Source organism: Pseudomonas sp. BCA17 (genome assembly GCF_004519405.1).
Lineage (GTDB): Bacteria > Pseudomonadota > Gammaproteobacteria > Pseudomonadales > Pseudomonadaceae > Aquipseudomonas.
In genome coordinates, this window is record NZ_SGWI01000003.1 from 628,788 (window position 1) to 645,200 (window position 16,413).

12 protein-coding genes are annotated in these 16,413 nt (G+C 59.5%); 7 read left to right on the forward strand and 5 right to left on the reverse strand.

Features of this window, described 5'->3' with window-relative positions; genetic code table 11:
* Window positions 1-107 precede the first annotated feature (107 nt).
* The 3 genes from dgcB to EXW71_RS15455 are packed head-to-tail and all read left to right on the forward strand — an operon-like array spanning window position 108 to window position 4,052.
* Window positions 108-2,051: a dimethylglycine demethylation protein DgcB gene (gene dgcB / locus EXW71_RS15445; protein ID WP_134659078.1), complete on the forward strand. Its 1,944-nt coding sequence runs from the start codon at window positions 108-110 to the stop codon at window positions 2,049-2,051.
* Window positions 2,051-3,271 (forward strand): electron transfer flavoprotein subunit alpha/FixB family protein, encoded by a 1,221-nt coding sequence (locus tag EXW71_RS15450; protein WP_123717251.1) that lies wholly within the window; start codon window positions 2,051-2,053, stop codon window positions 3,269-3,271. Before dgcB ends, EXW71_RS15450 begins: the two co-directional genes overlap by 1 nt.
* A 10-nt stretch (window positions 3,272-3,281) precedes the next feature.
* A complete protein-coding gene (locus tag EXW71_RS15455; RefSeq protein ID WP_134659076.1) occupies window positions 3,282-4,052 on the forward strand; it encodes an electron transfer flavoprotein subunit beta in 771 nt (256 codons plus the stop codon).
* Between the two features lie 988 nt (window positions 4,053-5,040).
* On the opposite strand, the gene gbcA is transcribed toward EXW71_RS15455, so the two are convergent.
* A complete protein-coding gene (gene gbcA, locus EXW71_RS15460; protein ID WP_123717253.1) occupies window positions 5,041-6,336 on the reverse strand; it encodes a glycine-betaine demethylase subunit GbcA in 1,296 nt (431 codons plus the stop codon).
* 282 nt (window positions 6,337-6,618) lie between these two features.
* Here gbcA and gbcB point away from each other — a divergent pair, with 282 nt between their 5' ends.
* Window positions 6,619-7,719 (forward strand): glycine-betaine demethylase subunit GbcB, encoded by a 1,101-nt coding sequence (gene gbcB / locus EXW71_RS15470; protein ID WP_123717254.1) that lies wholly within the window; start codon window positions 6,619-6,621, stop codon window positions 7,717-7,719.
* A 70-nt stretch (window positions 7,720-7,789) separates the two neighbouring features.
* Here gbcB and EXW71_RS15475 read toward each other — a convergent pair whose 3' ends face one another.
* A complete protein-coding gene (locus EXW71_RS15475) occupies window positions 7,790-7,990 on the reverse strand; it encodes a hypothetical protein (protein WP_123717255.1) in 201 nt (66 codons plus the stop codon).
* A 347-nt stretch (window positions 7,991-8,337) separates the two neighbouring features.
* Window positions 8,338-9,378 carry a low specificity L-threonine aldolase gene (locus EXW71_RS15480; RefSeq protein ID WP_060753363.1) on the reverse strand — a complete coding sequence of 347 codons (1,041 nt, stop codon included), beginning with the start codon at window positions 9,376-9,378 and terminating at the stop codon, window positions 8,338-8,340.
* Between the two features lie 90 nt (window positions 9,379-9,468).
* Here EXW71_RS15480 and EXW71_RS15485 point away from each other — a divergent pair, with 90 nt between their 5' ends.
* Window positions 9,469-10,197: a TraX family protein gene (locus EXW71_RS15485; RefSeq protein ID WP_134659074.1), complete on the forward strand. Its 729-nt coding sequence runs from the start codon at window positions 9,469-9,471 to the stop codon at window positions 10,195-10,197.
* 5 nt (window positions 10,198-10,202) lie between these two features.
* On the opposite strand, the gene EXW71_RS15490 is transcribed toward EXW71_RS15485, so the two are convergent.
* Both EXW71_RS15490 and EXW71_RS15495 read right to left on the reverse strand, forming a co-directional pair.
* Window positions 10,203-11,234 carry an NAD(P)/FAD-dependent oxidoreductase gene (locus tag EXW71_RS15490; protein WP_134659072.1) on the reverse strand — a complete coding sequence of 344 codons (1,032 nt, stop codon included), beginning with the start codon at window positions 11,232-11,234 and terminating at the stop codon, window positions 10,203-10,205.
* A 19-nt stretch (window positions 11,235-11,253) separates the two neighbouring features.
* Entirely contained in the window at window positions 11,254-13,455 is a 2,202-nt protein-coding gene (locus tag EXW71_RS15495) for a hypothetical protein (RefSeq protein ID WP_134659070.1), read from the reverse strand.
* A 422-nt stretch (window positions 13,456-13,877) separates the two neighbouring features.
* On the opposite strand from EXW71_RS15495, the gene glyA reads away from it, so the two are divergent.
* Window positions 13,878-15,131, forward strand: coding sequence for a serine hydroxymethyltransferase (gene glyA, locus EXW71_RS15500; RefSeq protein WP_123717259.1), 1,254 nt, complete (start codon window positions 13,878-13,880; stop codon window positions 15,129-15,131).
* Between the two features lie 22 nt (window positions 15,132-15,153).
* A complete protein-coding gene (locus EXW71_RS15505) occupies window positions 15,154-16,404 on the forward strand; it encodes a sarcosine oxidase subunit beta (protein WP_010207084.1) in 1,251 nt (416 codons plus the stop codon).
* The last annotated feature ends 9 nt before the right edge of the window (window positions 16,405-16,413 follow it).

The following is a 16,413-nucleotide window of genomic DNA, read 5'->3' on the forward strand; positions in this document are numbered from 1 at the left end:
GGGTCAGCTACAGCTCTACCAACTGACACTCTGCCATCGGGGCCAGCCCCCTCCCGCATTCAAGGCCCGTTTCACAGTAGACCTATGAGGTCTGTGGGAGCTTCACCATGTTGAACACCTTGCTGCCTATTCTCTTATTTGCCGCCCTGGGGCTTGCTGTCCTTGGGGCGCTTCGGCGTGTCGCGATGTGGCGCCGGGGCCGCGCGTCCAAAGTCGATTTGATCGGCGGCCTGCTGGCCATGCCCAAGCGCTACATGGTCGACCTGCACCACGTGGTGGCCCGTGACAAATACATTGCCAATACTCACGTCGCCACGGCGTTGGGCTTTGTGCTGTCGGCATTGCTGGCGATCCTGGTGCATGGTTTCGGCTTGCATAACCGCATCCTCGGCTATGCCTTGCTGCTGGCCTCGGTGCTGATGTTTGTCGGCGCCACCTTTGTCTATCTGCGTCGACGCAACCCGCCGTCACGCCTGTCGAAAGGCCCGTGGATGCGCCTGCCGAAAAGCCTGATGGCATTCTCGGTGAGTTTCTTCCTGGTGACCCTGCCGGTAGCCGGGGTGCTGCCTGCCGACTTCGGCGGCTGGCTGCTCGCGGCGTTGTTGAGCGTGGGTGTGCTGTGGGGCGTATCGGAGATGTTCTTCGGCATGACCTGGGGCGGCCCGATGAAGCACGCTTTTGCCGGCGCCCTGCACCTGGCCTGGCACCGTCGCGCCGAGCGCTTCGGCGGCGGGCGTTCCACCGGTTTGAAACCCTTGGACCTGAGTGACAAAACCGCGCCGCTGGGGGTGGAGAAACCCAAGGACTTTACCTGGAACCAACTGCTCGGCTTCGACGCGTGTGTGCAATGCGGCAAATGCGAAGCCGCGTGCCCGGCTTTCGCTGCGGGCCAGCCGCTGAACCCGAAAAAACTCATTCAAGACATGGTGGTCGGCCTGGCTGGCGGCACCGACGCCAAGTTTGCCGGCAGCCCGTATCCAGGCAAAGCCATTGGCGAACACGGCGGCAACCCGCATCAGCCGATCGTCAATGGCCTGGTGGACGCCGAAACCTTGTGGTCGTGCACCACCTGCCGTGCGTGTGTGGAAGAGTGCCCGATGATGATCGAGCACGTGGACGCCATCGTCGACATGCGCCGCCACCTGACATTGGAAAAAGGCGCCACGCCGAACAAAGGTGCCGAAGTCCTGGAAAACCTGATCGCCACCGACAACCCTGGCGGTTTCGCACCGGGCGGTCGTCTGAACTGGGCGGCCGACCTGAACCTGCCATTGCTCAGTGACACGGGCCGCTGCGAGGTGCTGTTCTGGGTCGGTGATGGCGCCTTCGACATGCGCAACCAGCGCACCCTGCGTGCCTTCGTCAAAGTACTCAAAGCCGCCAAGGTCGACTTCGCCGTACTCGGCCTGGAAGAGCGTGACAGTGGCGATGTGGCGCGACGCCTGGGCGACGAAGCCACCTTCCAACTGCTGGCCACGCGCAACATCCAGTCCTTGGCCAAGTACAGCTTCAAGCGCATCGTCACCTGCGACCCGCACAGTTTCCATGTGCTGAAAAACGAATACGGCGCCTTCAACGGCAACTACCTGGTGCAACACCACAGCACCTTCATGGCCGAGCTGATCGGCGAGGGCGCGCTGAACCTGGGCCAGCACAAGGGCAACAGCGTGACCTACCACGACCCTTGTTACCTGGGCCGCTACAACGGCGAATATGAAGCCCCGCGTCAAGTGCTGCGTGCACTGGGTATCGAGGTCAAGGAGATGCAACGCTCCGGCTTCCGTTCACGCTGCTGCGGCGGCGGTGGCGGCGCACCGATCACTGACATTCCCGGCAAGCAACGTATCCCCGATATGCGCATGGAGGACATCCGTGAAACCGGCGCCGAGCTGGTGGCCGTGGGCTGCCCGCAGTGTACGGCGATGCTTGAGGGTGTGGTGGAGCCTCGGCCATTGATCAAGGACATCGCTGAACTGGTCGCCGACGCGTTGCTCGAAGACGCCACGCCTGCCAAAGCCCCTTTGAAACGTGAACCTGCGGAGGTGCACTGATGAGCGACATTATCCGCCGCGACCCACGGGCCGAATGGATCGCACGCAACCGCCTGCACCCGTTGCATGCGGCGATGCAGCCGGTGCAACACAGCTGGATGGGGCCCAACGGCATCATCCGCAAGAACGTGCACGGTGTCGGTTTCATCGGCCCCAATGGCATCAAGCGCATCGACCGCAGCGGCGCCCAGCAGGGAGGCGCGACCAAGCGTACGGCGGCCGCCGAAGTGCAGTTGCCACTGCATCAGGTGGCGGCGCCTGCGTTCTACATCAACGTGGTGCCAGACATGGTCGGTGGCCGCTTGAGCAGCCACGACCGCGACTTGCTCGGCCTGGCGCGGCAACTCGCCGGCAGCGACGGCGCCGTGCTGGCCGTGGTGTTTGGGGAGCATAAGGAAAGTGCCTTTGCCACCGCCGGTGTGGATCGCCTGCTGGTGCTGGAAGGGCATGAGTTCGACGGTTATTCACCGGAGCAACGTGTGCAGGGTTTACGCGCTGTGGATAACCAGTTCAACCCGCGTCACTGGCTCTTGCCGGATAGCCGCAGTGGGGGGGGTGAGTTGGGGCGGCGTTTTGCCGCCAGCCTCAAGGAGCGCCCCGCCACGCGGGTATGGCAGATCAAGGGGGGGGAATGCATCGGCCGCGCCGGCGCCGGCCAGGAAGATTTGGCTCGGCCATTGCCACGCTTGATTCTGGCGGCTGCCGAATGTGCCGACCCGGTCAGCGAGACCCGCCACGAAGTGTTGCCCGTGGAGTTATCCACAGCCCTGGCTCGCAGCCTGCCGCGCATCGAAGATCTCGGTGCGGTGGCGGTGGACCCGGCGGCGATCCCCATGGCCGAAGCTGAATTCATCTTCTCTGGCGGCAATGGCGTGAAGGATTGGGCGCTGTTCCACCAGACCGCTGCCGCCCTGGGCGCCACCGAAGGCGCGTCGCGGGTGGCGGTGGACGACGGCTTCATGGCCCGGGATCGCCAGGTCGGCGCGAGCGGCACCTGGGTCACCGCCCGCGTCTATGTGGCCGTGGGCATTTCCGGAGCGATCCAGCATCTGCAAGGCATTGGTGCCTGCGACAAGGTGGTGGCGATCAACCTCGACCCCGGCTGCGACATGATCAAGCGTGCCGACCTGTCGGTGATCGGCGAGAGCGCCGCGATATTGCAAGCCTTGATCGATGCGGTCGCGGCCTACCGCAACGGCGCCAAGCGCGATGCAGCTTAGGGATATGACCATGACGACGAATGTAATCAGCCTGGTTTCGATTGGTGCCCATCCCACTTCCGGGCGCCCGCGTCGTGCGGAGCAGGATGCGCGCGCGGTCGAACTCGGCCTGCAAATGGCTGGGGATAAGTTGCAGGTGCTGCACGCCGGCGATGTCGCCGAACCGACCTTGCGCAGTTACCTGGGCATGGGTTTGCCGCAGTTGCATGTGCTGGAGCAACCGGCGGGCAGCGATGCCTTGCCGGTGCTCAGTGAGTACCTGCGTGACGCGGGAGCCCAGGTGGTGCTCGCCGGCAGCCAGGCGGAAACCGGTGAAGGTTCGGGCATGTTGCCGTTCCTGCTGGCCGAGCAATTGGGCTGGCCGCTGATTGTCGGGCTCGCACAGGTGGAGTCTATCGACGGCGGCGTAGCCCACGTGCTGCAAGCCTTGCCCCGTGGTCAGCGGCGGCGCTTGAAGGTGCGCCTGCCGTTTCTGGCCACGGTGGATAACGCGGCGCCCAAGCCTCGGCAAAGTGCTTACGGGCCAGCCCAACGCGGCGAGCTGGCAGCCCATGAGGTCGAAGTGCAAGAGGATGAGTTATTCACAGGCGCCGTGCTGCAGCCGGCCAAGCCTCGGCCCAAGCGCCTCAAGGTGATCAAGGCCAAGAGCGGTGCCGACCGCATGAAGGCTGCAACGGCCAAGGCCAGTGGCGGCGGTGGGCAGATTCTCAAGGATCTCAGCCCGCAAGCGGGCGCCGAAGCCATCCTCAAGCTGCTGGTTGAGGAAGGCGTGGTTCGCTGAACCTTACAAGTAGCGGGCTTGCTCGCGAAGAACCTTAACGATAACGCAGCGTGCCTGGTTTGACGCGGCGCTCTCAGGTTCTTCGCGAGCAAGCTCGCTCTTACAGGGAAACTGATATTACCCACAATCCCTGTTGACCCGTCTGTGGATAACCTGTTCGCGGTCGTCTACACCCCATGCAAATCAAGCCCTGCAATCCCCTGTACGAAAAATAACCAGCCTAACTGGCGGTTTTTCCTGGGTTTTTTACCTGATTTCATTCATTTCGTTGCGCAGACTTGCCCCCAAAGTCTGTTGGCGCCTCTGTGGATAAGATGTTCGCTATCAGCTACAGCCCATATAAAACAAGGCTTTCATGAGGTTGTTCGAAATTTGATCAATCTTGTCGTTTTACCCTCTGAAAAGCCTGAATAGCCCGATTTATGAAGCTTTGGCGGCCTTTTCCACAGCCCGGGAAAAGTTGCCCCCAAAGTCTGTTGGTGTATCTGTGGATAAGGTGTTCGCGTAGTGCTACAGGCCACGTTTTTCGTGGTCTGCAAGAATTTGATCAATAAATGATCAGTGGTGTGTGAATCCCGTCGACTTGAATAAGTCACGGAATTTCTTCATTTATTTTTAGGCCGGGAGCACACTTGCCCACAATTGCTATGGGTGGCTTTGTGGATAAGTTGTTGGGTAACGGCTGTAAGGCAGGCTGGCAGTGGTCTGCGAGAGATTTGATCAAATATTAAGCAGTGTGAGCTTCAACTGTGGGAGGAGGCTTGCCCTCATGCCAGTCAGTTAAGGGGGAACGCTGTATCTGTGGCGAGGGAGCTTGCTCCCGTTGGGCCGCGAAGCGGCCCCGCTCTTTGTTTACAAAGCATGGGACTGCTGCGCAGTCCAACGGGAGCAAGCTCCCTCGCCACAGGTTACGTTGTCGCCTTTCTACTTCTTAACTGACGGGTAGTAGAGCAAGCCCCCTCCAACATGTTTGAGCTGTGGGTATCGGTTATTCGTGTGCAGCCACGCCTTTGAGGTAAGGGGCTGGGGCTGCGCCGAGGTTGTTCAACATGCGTTCGCTGTACCAATCCACGAAGTTCACCACGCCGAACTCGTAGGTCTTGGAGTACGGGCCAGGCTGGTAGGCGGTGGAGTTGATGCCGCGCTGGTTCTCTTCGGCCAGGCGTCGGTCCTGGTCGTTGGTGGCGTCCCACACCTGGCGCATACGCTCCACGTCGTAGTCCACACCCTCCACGGCATCCTTGTGTACCAGCCACTTGGTGGTGACCATGGTTTCCTGGGCGCTGATCGGCCACACAGTGAACACGATGATGTGGTCGCCCATGCAGTGGTTCCACGAGTGGGGCAGGTGCAGGATGCGCATGGAGCCCAGGTCCGGGTTCTTGATGCGCCCCATGAGTTTGGCGCAGCCCTGTTTCCCGTCCATGGTCATCGACACGGTGCCCTTGAGCAGCGGCATGCGCACGATGCGGTTACGCAAGCCGAAGCTGGCGTGGGCGTAAGGGATTTTCTCGGCATCCCAGGCAGCGGCGGAAGCGGCAACGTGGTCCTTGAACGCCTGGTCGGCGCGCGGGTCGGTGACGTCGTCCCATTCCAGCAGGGTTTTCAACAGTTCCGGGTGCGAGGCGTTGCAGTGGTAGCACTCGCGGTTGTTCTCCAGCACCAGCTTCCAGTTGGCTTTTTCCATCAAGGTGGTTTGCACCGCCACCTTGGTGTTTTCCATGTCGTAGGGTTCCATGTAGTGGTTCAGGGTCGACAGGAAGTCATCGATGGCCGGCGGATTTTCGGCCAGGCTGATGAAGATGTAGCCGCCGGCGGTCTTCACATTCACCGGTTTCAGGCCGTACTGCTTCATGTCGAAGTCGGCGCCCATCTCGGTGCCGGCGAACAGCAGGCGGCCGTCCAGCTCGTAGGTCCACTGATGGTAGTGGCAGACCAGTTTGGCGACCTTGCCCTTGTCGCTGGTGCACAGGCGCGAGCCACGGTGACGGCACACGTTGTGGAACGCATGCACCACGCCTTCGGCGCCACGGATCACGATGATCGGGTTCTTGCCCACTTGCAGGGTCAGGTAGTTGCCCTTGGCGGGGATCTCGCAGGTCATGCCGGCGATCAACCACTCTTTCTGGAAGATTTCCTGCATGTCGATATCGAACAGTCGTTCATCCGAGTAGAACGGTTGCGGCAGCGAAAAGGTGCGCTCACGTTCTTGCAGCATTTGCGCGGTGGCCTTGCGTGCGGGTTCCAGCGGATCGCCCAAGCTTAAGGTTGCGGTGACGTCCATCGTATGTGTCCTCATGGCCATTCAATGTGGCCGGCGAATAGTGGCTACGGTTGTACTACGCAAGGCGTAAAGAAAGCGTGGTTGTTGGGCGTGAGTGTGGGGCCGCTGAAGGCCAGAACCTTGTCCATTAGCGACATGGCCCACTCTGATCCCGACGCGCAACCCCCGTGGTATGGGGGCTGGTCGCGATAAGTATGTGAATGTCGCAGATAGGTAAATGGGCGCATTCGGCGTTACGCAAAATCGCCTTCATCAGGCCGACCTACGGCTACGGAGAACAGCATGTCCAATAACTTCCTGAACCCGGTAACTACTCAGACCTGGGCCAATGGTCGACACATCGTCCGTTGCGTCAAAGTCATCCAGGAAACCTGGGACGTGCGCACTTTTTGCTTCATGGCCGACCAGCCAATCCTGTTCTTTTTCAAGCCGGGACAATTCGTCACCCTGGAACTGGAAATCGACGGGCAGCCAATCATGCGCTCGTACACCATTTCCAGTTCGCCATCGGTGCCCTACAGCTTTTCGGTGACGATCAAGCGTGTGCCGGGTGGCCGCGTGTCCAACTGGTTGCACGACACCCTGCATGAAGGCCAGGAGCTGGCGGTGCACGGGCCGGTCGGGCTGTTCAACGCCATCGACTTTCCGAGCCCGAAAGTGTTGTATCTCAGCGGCGGCGTCGGCATCACGCCAGTGATGTCCATGGCCCGTTGGTTCTACGACACCAACGCTAACGTCGACATGACATTTATCCACAGCGCTCGCTCGCCCAAGGACATCATCTATCACCGCGAGCTGGAACACATGGCGTCGCGGATTGATAACTTCAGCCTGCACCTGATTTGTGAGAAGCATGGGTTGGGTGAGCCCTGGGCGGGGTACCGCGGTTACCTGAACCACAAAATGCTCGAACTGATGGTGCCGGACTTCCTGGAGCGCGAAGTGTTCTGCTGCGGCCCTACGCCGTACATGAATGCAGTGAAGCGCCTCTTGGAGGCCGCCGGTTTCGACATGGCGCGTTACCACGAAGAATCGTTTGGGGCCACGCCACCTGAAGCCCGAGCCGATGCGGTGGAGCAGGCCGAACAAGCCGCCGAAGCACCGGAACCCGATCTGGCTGACCTGCATCAGGTGGAATTCATTGCCTCGGGCAAAAGCATCCGCGTGGCGCCGGGCGAAACCGTGCACGCAGCGGCGGCCAAGCTTGGCCTGCTGATCCCCAAAGCTTGCGGCATGGGCATCTGCGGAACGTGCAAGGTGATGAAGTTGGGTGGGGAAGTCGAGATGGAGCACAACGGCGGGATCACCGAGGAAGACGAAGCCGAGGGTTACATCCTGTCGTGCTGCAGTGTGCCGAAGGGCGATGTGCGTATCGAGTTCTGATTAACAACCTGCTCAAGTGGGGCATATTCCTGTGTGGGAGCAAGATTCCTCCCACACAGGATGTTAACGGTTACTGAGCGTAGAGATGAACCACGAAGTTCTGGCCTGAAGCTGTCAATTCATAGACTTTGTCGTAGATCCTCAAGGTTCTCGACGGTTCGCGGATGGTGTCCCCGACTTTTGCGTGCTTCCTGAACTCATCCCAGTCAATCACCGTGGTGCTGATGCTGCCGTCGCCTTGCAGGGTGTTGCCGTTGCTCTGGTATTCCATGGGGTTAGCCTCTGCTGGATGTCCGTTTCCGGCCGATGATTCGGCAGGTGGTCGTCCCGAAAGGCGGCCTCTGCAGCTAATGCCAGGCAATTAAGCGTAAGCGCCTTCTGTAGGAGCGAGCTTGCTCGCGAAAAACGTCAACGGTAACGCGTGTTGCCTGAATGAACGCGGCGCCTGTGAGTTTTTCGCGAGCAAGCTCGCTCCTGCAAAAAGCCTTCTGACTGGCATTAGCCTCTGAATGCGGCCTTTTCCTTTCGGGTTCCAAGAGGCTAGTCAATGAAAATACAGCCTGCTGCTGTCAGAAATATCAAATGACAGACTCGGCATTGCGCCAGTATTCGCTACGTTCAGGCGCCCATCACTGTCCGAATATCCGCAGCTAATTCTCTTACACGCTCTTCCTCGGTATCCCACGCACACATGAAGCGTGCGCCGCCTTTGCCGATGAAGGTGTAGAAGCGCCAGCCCTTGGCCGTCAGCGCGGCGATGGCCGGTTCCGAGAGCTGCAGGAACACGCCATTGGCCTGTACCGGGAACATCAATTCAACCCCGGGAATATCCGCCACCAGGCTGCTCAGCAGTTGTGCGCAGTGGTTGGCGTGGCGTGCGTGTTTGAGCCAGGCGTCGTTTTCCAGCAGGCCCACCCACGGGGCGGAGAGAAAGCGCATTTTCGAGGCCAGTTGGCCGGCCTGTTTGCAACGGTAGTCGAAGTCTTCAGCCAGCTTGTGATTGAAGAACAGGATCGCTTCACCCACGGCCATGCCGTTTTTGGTGCCGCCAAAGCACAATACGTCCACACCGGCTTTCCAGGTCAGGTCGGCGGGGGAGCAACCGAGGAAGGCGCAGGCGTTGGAGAAGCGTGCGCCGTCCATGTGCAGGTTCAGGCCCAGTTCCTTGCAGGTAGCGCTGATGGCGCGGATTTCATCCGGGGTGTACACGCTGCCGACTTCGGTGGCCTGGGTCAGGGTGACCACACGGGGTTTGGGGTAGTGGATGTCCTGGCGCTTGAGGGCGATCTCGCGGATTGATTCCGGGGTCAGCTTGCCATTTTCGGTGCGGGCGATGAGCAGCTTCGAGCCGTTGGAGAAAAACTCCGGTGCGCCGCATTCGTCGGTTTCGACGTGGGCGGTTTCCGAGCAAATCACGCTATGGTAGCTCTGGCACAGTGAAGACAGCGCCAGTGAGTTGGCCGCGGTGCCGTTGAAGGCGAAGAACACTTCGCAGTCGGTTTCGAACAAATTGCGGAAACCGTCGGCGGCGCGATGGGTCCATTCATCATCGCCGTAGGCGCGTTGATGGCCCTGGTTGGCTTGTTCCATGGCGGCCCAGGCTTCCGGGCAAATCCCGGAGTAGTTGTCGCTGGCGAATTGTTGGCTCTTGTCGGTCATGGCCCATTCCTGTGGTCGATGTTGGTGCGCACTGTAACCAAGATTGTCGGGCGTACGCACGCGCTGTAAATGCAGAGTTACTGGGGAATTATGCACGGTACCGAAACATTGGATGTCGGACGCGTCCGTGATGGCGCTTTGGACCTGCTCAAGTGGCTGGCGCTGCTGAGCATGGTCCTGGATCACCTGCGCTATGTCGGTTTGAGCCTCGATGGCCTGTATGTGCCGGGGCGCCTGGCATTCCCGTGGTTTTGCCTGGCGATTGCGGCGAATTTGCATCGCGTCAGAAACGCTCCCGTGAGCGGCCAATGGCGTTACCTGGGCTGGCTGTTGCTGTTCAGTGTGATCAGCGAAGTGCCGTACCGAATGTTTATCGACGATGCCGACACCTTGAACGTGTTGCCGACCCTGGCGCTGGGCCTTCTGGTTGCGCGAGGATGGCAGCACAAGACGCTGCTTGATCGAGGCCTGGCCTTGATCGCCCTGATAATCGCCGGTGTGTTTTCTACCCACCTGATGTTCGGCTTCTTCGGGGTTTTGTTGCCAATGGCGATGCTGCTGGTGTTTCGCCGGTCATGGTATTTCAGTCTGTTGCCAGGGCTGGTGTGCATCGCCGCCAATCAATGGCAGGTCCTGCTCGAGAGCGGAACGTGGGTTGCGCTGGCAGGGGGGGTGGCTTGTCTGGTTGCGCCGCTCGCTGGGCTTTTGCTGTTGCGACACGCCGGGAATTTCGCGCCACCCGCGATGCAACGGTGGGCCTATATCCTATACCCCTTGCATTTTTTTCTATTGCTTGTGGTGCGGCGTGCCATCAGCTGAAGCGATCACCACTGTTGGTCGAGCCACTGGGGTGGAAACGGATGCGCTGCGTAGAGCGAACGCATTTTCTGAACGTCGCTTTCGAACCAATCCCGTACCCATTGACGATACTCCCGTGAAACAGCGGGCCAACGCATCGGGGTAGCACTTGCGTCGACGATACAGTGCGCCGCCATCATTCCCGACATCAGGGCCTTGAGCACCCCGTGGGAAGCACCTGGATCCAACACGGCACAGGCATCGCCTATGATGAAATAACCGTTGCCGGCCGATTGGTCACAGATTTTCCAGGTGACGTCGGCCCCTTGTACCTGCCCCGCACACGCCAGCCGTGCCAAACAGGCCGGAGCCGCCGATGCCCTCGGCACCTTGTCTTGCGCAAAGCGCAGTCGTGTCCAGTGGTAGAGGCCCTGGCCGATGTTGGCCGTCCAATACCAGCCCTGTGGATCTGCGAACATACCGAGGGCACACTCTTCGACGGTCCCCTGCTTATAGCCATACACGGCCGTAAGGGCGGGTGAGTATCGACGCACTTTCAGCCGCAGTTGTCTGGCCAGCCAACCATGAGCGCCGCTTGCGTCAACAAGATGCCGGCAAAACAATTGCTCCGTCTGGGTCCGGATGCCCACGATGCAATTGTTTTCCAGCAACACAGCCTTTGCCTGGCAGGGTTGCAGGGCATGGACGCCCAGTGAGATGGCGCTATCCAATAAAAAGCCATCCAGCGTTGCTCTTGGGATCTGAAATCCACGCCACGGCCCTTGTGCATCTTCCCCGAATGGAACGAAGTGCCGGGCTTCGCCCCACTGTACCCAGTTCCCGGTGGGACGCATGAAGGTATCCCCGCGTACTTTGTCAGCCACACCCAATTGCTGGAGCAGCGGCTCTATACCCGGGTGCAATGTTTCACCGGGGCGTTTACGCGGAAACAACAGGCGCTCGACAAGTGCTACCTTCAGCCCATGTCGAGCGCAAGTAATGGCCGCCGAACAACCCGCCGGGCCGGCACCTATTATGATGACATCGTAGTTATTCATGGTGGTTGATCGGAACTTTCTATAGACACCGCCAAGGTTGAATGCCGTGTTGGCGCAAAATGACGTGTGGCCATATCAGGTAAGTAGAAGTGTCGATTAGTTGGATATGTAATGGGTTATGCGTGGGCGACGCTATCGATTTATAACGGAACATCTCTAATCGATAGCCGACGGCTAGTGGCGTCACCGGCAAGTGGGTATTGCACGTGATTATTTTAAGATCATCGGGCGTTGCAATATTGAACGCGTCAATAAACCATTCTGCGGCCGAATCGCCCAATGACAGTTTTACGCGTCGAAAAGCATCGATGCGACGTTGATATTCCTGCGAGTCGACTTTGCCCGTGAGTGCCAGCGAGAACTTTCCTTCCAGCGCGTTTTCCGTGTAATCGGCGTAGAGGTAAGCCTGATAGGCCCTATGTGGCACGTCATTGACGTTATAGCGGCGCGGGGGCGGTGTACCGTCCCAGGGGAAGCCGGCGTCTTTGCCGATTTCATGATCCAGCATCGGCTTGATGGTCGGCCCGGCGCCACCGTTCGGTTCATAGGATTGGGCTGAGTCCGGTGCGACGGCCGGCCAAAATGAACTCAGTGCCGCGCAAAGCTTGGCATCTTCGGGGAATGGGCTGCCCAGTCTGTAAGCCGCCAGGTGTGTGACGTCGTCCTGTTCGGTTTCGTGGTCAACGATGCCAACGTCCCAGCCTGGTGCGAACACCCCGGCTCCGGCATCAGGCAGGCATGAGGCGCGCCTGGCGGAAGCGCCTCTCGGCCTCTTCAGGTGTGTAGCGAGGGTGGGCACGGAATGAAGCTGGGCAATGATCGCCGTAATGCTCACATCCGTACCGGTGAAGGTCTCTGGAAAAGATTGGATGTTGGCAGGGTAACGAGCGTCCGACAGGCATTGCGGTGGTGTAGGAAATACGTTGTTCCGTACGTCTGGAGCCAGGCTCTCCAACCATTCGATCAGGTGCCGCTGAGTGCACAGGGGATAAAAGTCGGGTGCGCAGATCAATGAATACGCGGGTATGCGCTGTGCGATGGCGGTGTCCAATGCCGCGCACTGGGCTTGAATCCACCCATCGGCGGTAAAGTCCAGGTAATGCAGGGCTTTGAAGTTACCCTTCTCCAACACCTTTAACATATCCGGTCGCTGATTGAGATTGGTGACCTGCCCGGCGTCATCGACTGTATGGCGGATATGTACGTATTCCGGGGCATTTTCGGGAATACGCAAGCTGGAAACCAGCAGTTGAGGTGCGGTAGGGACATTGAACGTCAACGGTTGGCCTTGGTATCGGGCGGCTTCAACCAGATGTTTGCGCGGCGTGGCGGCCATTAATCCGGGGCCGAACACGCGCTCGGGAAGCCAGTCCCCAAGGCCTTCGGTCAGAACGAAGGCAGGCTGGCTGATATGGTGCTCTTCCCAGCCCGACTCAGCTCCCAGTTGCAGGTGTATGCGGCGTAGTTTCTCGTTTTTGTGTTGGGCCTGGAGCTGAACGTCCAGGGTTATGCCGGCAATGCACTCGTTACCGTTGAACAGTTTATGCAGCGGCACCCAGAAGTCATGGGTGGCGTCTTTTTCACCAAAACGCATAGGCCCGAAACTGGCGCTGTCACCTTTGAGCCGGACCGCGATGTAGGCACTGTATCGTGCCGGCAGGACTCGAATGGCGTGACTGTCTTCTTCGACAAAAGGTAGAAAACCTCTGCTTTGAGCGTCGTATAAAGGCGCCATAGTCCCGACCCGAGAGACACCGGTTCGTGAAAAACACAGATCGGCCTGCACCTTATGTACGGTGTCCGGCGCCGGGCGGTATTCGACAGCGAACACAACAACGGCCATCAGGTGTCCATCTGCACGCTCTTTGAGTTGCTCAAGGCTGGGGGGCTGGCAGCCATAAACATAGTTGATAACGGTTTCAAGTTCGGCGGCCGTGGGATAAGCCTGGAGAGGGTGGCCTTGGGCGTCTGTTGTAACGTTGGCGTGGGCCATCGCATGGTACAGCAAACTGTGCGCTGGCTTGCCAGGCTCAATGCCACGTGTTGCGCTCAAGGTGAAGTCTTCAAAACCAGGGAGTGTTCTGTCCGCGCTCAGTGGTTTACGAAGTTCCTGTTCAAGATTGGGCGCGAGGATATCCAGACCGTGGTGCAGCAGTAAGTTGTGCCAGCCACTTGGGGCCAGCCGTTTGCAAATGTCGACAACTTGGTGAAGTAAATCCATGCCTGTACTCCTGTGCGGGATGTGGATTTCAAGCCGGGTTTGCAAGTTAGTTGGGGTGAACGTGCCTCGTATAGTTGATGTTGGTGTGGTCTTATTTGCAAAATTAACTTTGTAAAAAGTTATTTGTTTTAGGGTTTTTAATTTTTAATTTCTGTGTTTGTTTTTGTAGTTTTGTAGGAAGTGAGTGTCGGATATTTTGATAATTAAATATTTTGTTTGTGTAGAAAGGACACTTTAATTATGTGTTCTCGGTGCTCTGTGGGACGAGGCAGTGCTCGTTTTTATCTGCTTACACGTGATGCCATGTCGTAAACGCACCTTTGCGTGGCGTGCGTAGGCATTTGACCTGTCTGCGCCAGCCCTACCATCGCATCAAAGGGCCTGTATGGGCCTCACCAATACGAAAGGCTGGGAGAGACGCGATGTTCAGCAAAAAAGACCAGATTCAGGGATATGACGACGCACTGCTGGCGGCGATGAATGCCGAAGAGCAGCGCCAGGAAGATCATATCGAGCTGATCGCGTCGGAGAACTACACCAGCAAACGCGTGATGGAAGCCCAAGGCAGCGGCCTCACCAACAAGTATGCCGAAGGCTACCCGGGCAAGCGCTACTACGGCGGTTGCGAGCACGTGGACAAGGTTGAAGCCCTGGCCATCGAGCGCGCCAAGCAGCTGTTCGGCGCCGATTATGCCAACGTGCAGCCACACTCCGGTTCTTCCGCCAACAGCGCGGTGTACCTGGCGCTGATCAATGCCGGCGACACTATTCTCGGCATGAGCCTGGCCCACGGCGGCCACCTGACCCACGGTGCCAAGGTTTCGTCCTCGGGCAAGCTGTACAACGCCGTGCAGTACGGCATCAACACCGACACCGGCCTGATCGACTATGACGAAGTCGAGCGCCTGGCGGTTGAGCACAAGCCGAAGATGGTCGTGGCGGGTTTCTCTGCCTACTCCAAGACCCTGGATTTCCCGCGCTTCCGCCAGATCGCCGATAAGGTCGGCGCGCTGCTGTTCGTCGACATGGCCCACGTCGCCGGCCTGGTTGCCGCTGGCCTGTACCCGAACCCACTGCCTTACGCCGACGTGGTCACCACCACTACCCACAAGACCCTGCGCGGGCCGCGTGGCGGTTTGATCCTGGCCAAGGCCAACGAAGAGATCGAGAAAAAACTCAACGCTGCCGTATTCCCCGGCGCCCAGGGCGGCCCGCTGATGCACGTCATCGCCGGCAAGGCCGTGTGCTTCAAGGAAGCACTGGAGCCTGGTTTCAAGGCTTATCAGCAACAAGTGATCGATAACGCCCAGGCCATGGCCAGCGTGTTTATCAAGCGCGGCTACGATGTAGTGTCCGGTGGTACCGACAACCACCTGTTCCTGGTCAGCCTGATCCGTCAGGGCCTCACCGGCAAAGAGGCGGACGCGGCCCTGGGGCGTGCCCACATCACCGTCAACAAGAACGCCGTGCCGAACGACCCGCAGTCGCCATTCGTAACCTCGGGCCTGCGCATCGGCACCCCGGCGGTGACCACGCGTGGTTTCAAGGTGCCGCAATGCATCGAGTTGGCCGGCTGGATCTGCGACATCCTCGACAACCTCGGCGATGCCGATGTCGAGGCCAACGTGGCCAAGCACGTGTCTGCCCTGTGCGCTGATTTCCCGGTTTATCGCTGAGCGCGGTTTTGGAGTAATGACTATGCAACGCTACTCGGGCTTCGGCCTCTTCAAACACTCACTCAGCCACCACGAAAACTGGCAGAAGATGTGGCGCACGCCGACCCCTAAGAAGGTCTACGACGTGGTCATCGTCGGCGGTGGCGGGCATGGTCTGGCGACCGCCTACTACTTGGCCAAGGAACACGGCATCACCAATGTGGCGGTGGTCGAGAAAGGTTGGTTGGGCGGCGGTAACACCGCGCGCAACACCACCATCGTGCGTTCCAACTACCTGTGGGACGAGTCGGCGCACCTGTACGAACACGCGATGAAGCTGTGGGAAGGCTTGTCCCAGGACCTGAACTACAACGTGATGTTCTCCCAGCGTGGTGTGTACAACCTGTGCCACACCCTGCAGGACATCCGTGATTCCGAGCGCCGTGTCAGCGCCAACCGCCTTAACGGCGTGGACGGCGAGCTGCTCAACGCCAAACAAGTGGCCGACGAGATCCCATACCTCGACTGCTCGAAAAACACCCGCTATCCGGTGCTCGGCGCCACCGTGCAACGGCGCGGCGGCGTGGCCCGTCACGATGCCGTGGCCTGGGGCTTTGCCCGTGCGGCCGACGCACTCGGCGTGGACTTGATCCAGCAGACCGAAGTGATCGGCTTTCGCAAGGAAAACGGCGTGTGCATCGGCGTGGAAACCAATAAAGGCTTCATCGGCGCCAAGCGCGTTGGTGTGGTCACCGCCGGTAACTCGGGGCACATGGCGTCGCTCGCCGGCTTCCGCCTGCCGATCGAGTCCCACCCGTTGCAAGCCCTGGTGTCGGAGCCGATCAAGCCGATTATCGACAGCGTGATCATGTCCAACGCCGTGCACGGTTACATCAGCCAGTCCGACAAGGGCGACCTGGTGATCGGCGCCGGTATCGACGGCTACAACGGTTACGGCCAGCGTGGTTCGTACCCGGTGATCGAACACACCATCCAGGCCATCGTCGAGATGTTCCCGGTGCTGTCGCGCGTGCGCATGAACCGTCAGTGGGGCGGCATCGTCGACACCACGCCGGACGCGTGCCCGATCATTTCCAAAACCCCGGTACCGAACATGTTCTTCAACTGCGGGTGGGGCACCGGTGGCTTCAAGGCCACACCGGGCTCAGGCAACGTGTTTGCCGCCAGCCTGGCCAAGGGTGAAATGCACCCGCTGGCCGCACCTTTCTCCATCGACCGTTTCCACAACGGTGCGTTGATCGATGAACACGGCGCTGCGGCCGTCGCCCACTAACAGGAGAAA

Bases quoted from the DNA above. Each gene is read 5' to 3' on its own strand.
- EXW71_RS15475 (WP_123717255.1), bottom strand. From the start codon at position 7,990: ATGGAATACCAGAGCAACGGCAACACCCTGCAAGGCGACGGCAGCATC.
- glyA (WP_123717259.1), top strand. From the start codon at position 13,878: ATGTTCAGCAAAAAAGACCAGATTCAGGGATATGACGACGCACTGCTG.
- EXW71_RS15480 (WP_060753363.1), bottom strand. From the start codon at position 9,378: ATGACCGACAAGAGCCAACAATTCGCCAGCGACAACTACTCCGGGATT.
- EXW71_RS15455 (WP_134659076.1), top strand. From the start codon at position 3,282: ATGACGACGAATGTAATCAGCCTGGTTTCGATTGGTGCCCATCCCACT.
- EXW71_RS15495 (WP_134659070.1), bottom strand. From the start codon at position 13,455: ATGGATTTACTTCACCAAGTTGTCGACATTTGCAAACGGCTGGCCCCA.
- EXW71_RS15450 (WP_123717251.1), top strand. From the start codon at position 2,051: ATGAGCGACATTATCCGCCGCGACCCACGGGCCGAATGGATCGCACGC.
- dgcB (WP_134659078.1), top strand. From the start codon at position 108: ATGTTGAACACCTTGCTGCCTATTCTCTTATTTGCCGCCCTGGGGCTT.
- gbcB (WP_123717254.1), top strand. From the start codon at position 6,619: ATGTCCAATAACTTCCTGAACCCGGTAACTACTCAGACCTGGGCCAAT.
- EXW71_RS15505 (WP_010207084.1), top strand. From the start codon at position 15,154: ATGCAACGCTACTCGGGCTTCGGCCTCTTCAAACACTCACTCAGCCAC.
- EXW71_RS15490 (WP_134659072.1), bottom strand. From the start codon at position 11,234: ATGAATAACTACGATGTCATCATAATAGGTGCCGGCCCGGCGGGTTGT.
- gbcA (WP_123717253.1), bottom strand. From the start codon at position 6,336: ATGGACGTCACCGCAACCTTAAGCTTGGGCGATCCGCTGGAACCCGCA.
- EXW71_RS15485 (WP_134659074.1), top strand. From the start codon at position 9,469: ATGCACGGTACCGAAACATTGGATGTCGGACGCGTCCGTGATGGCGCT.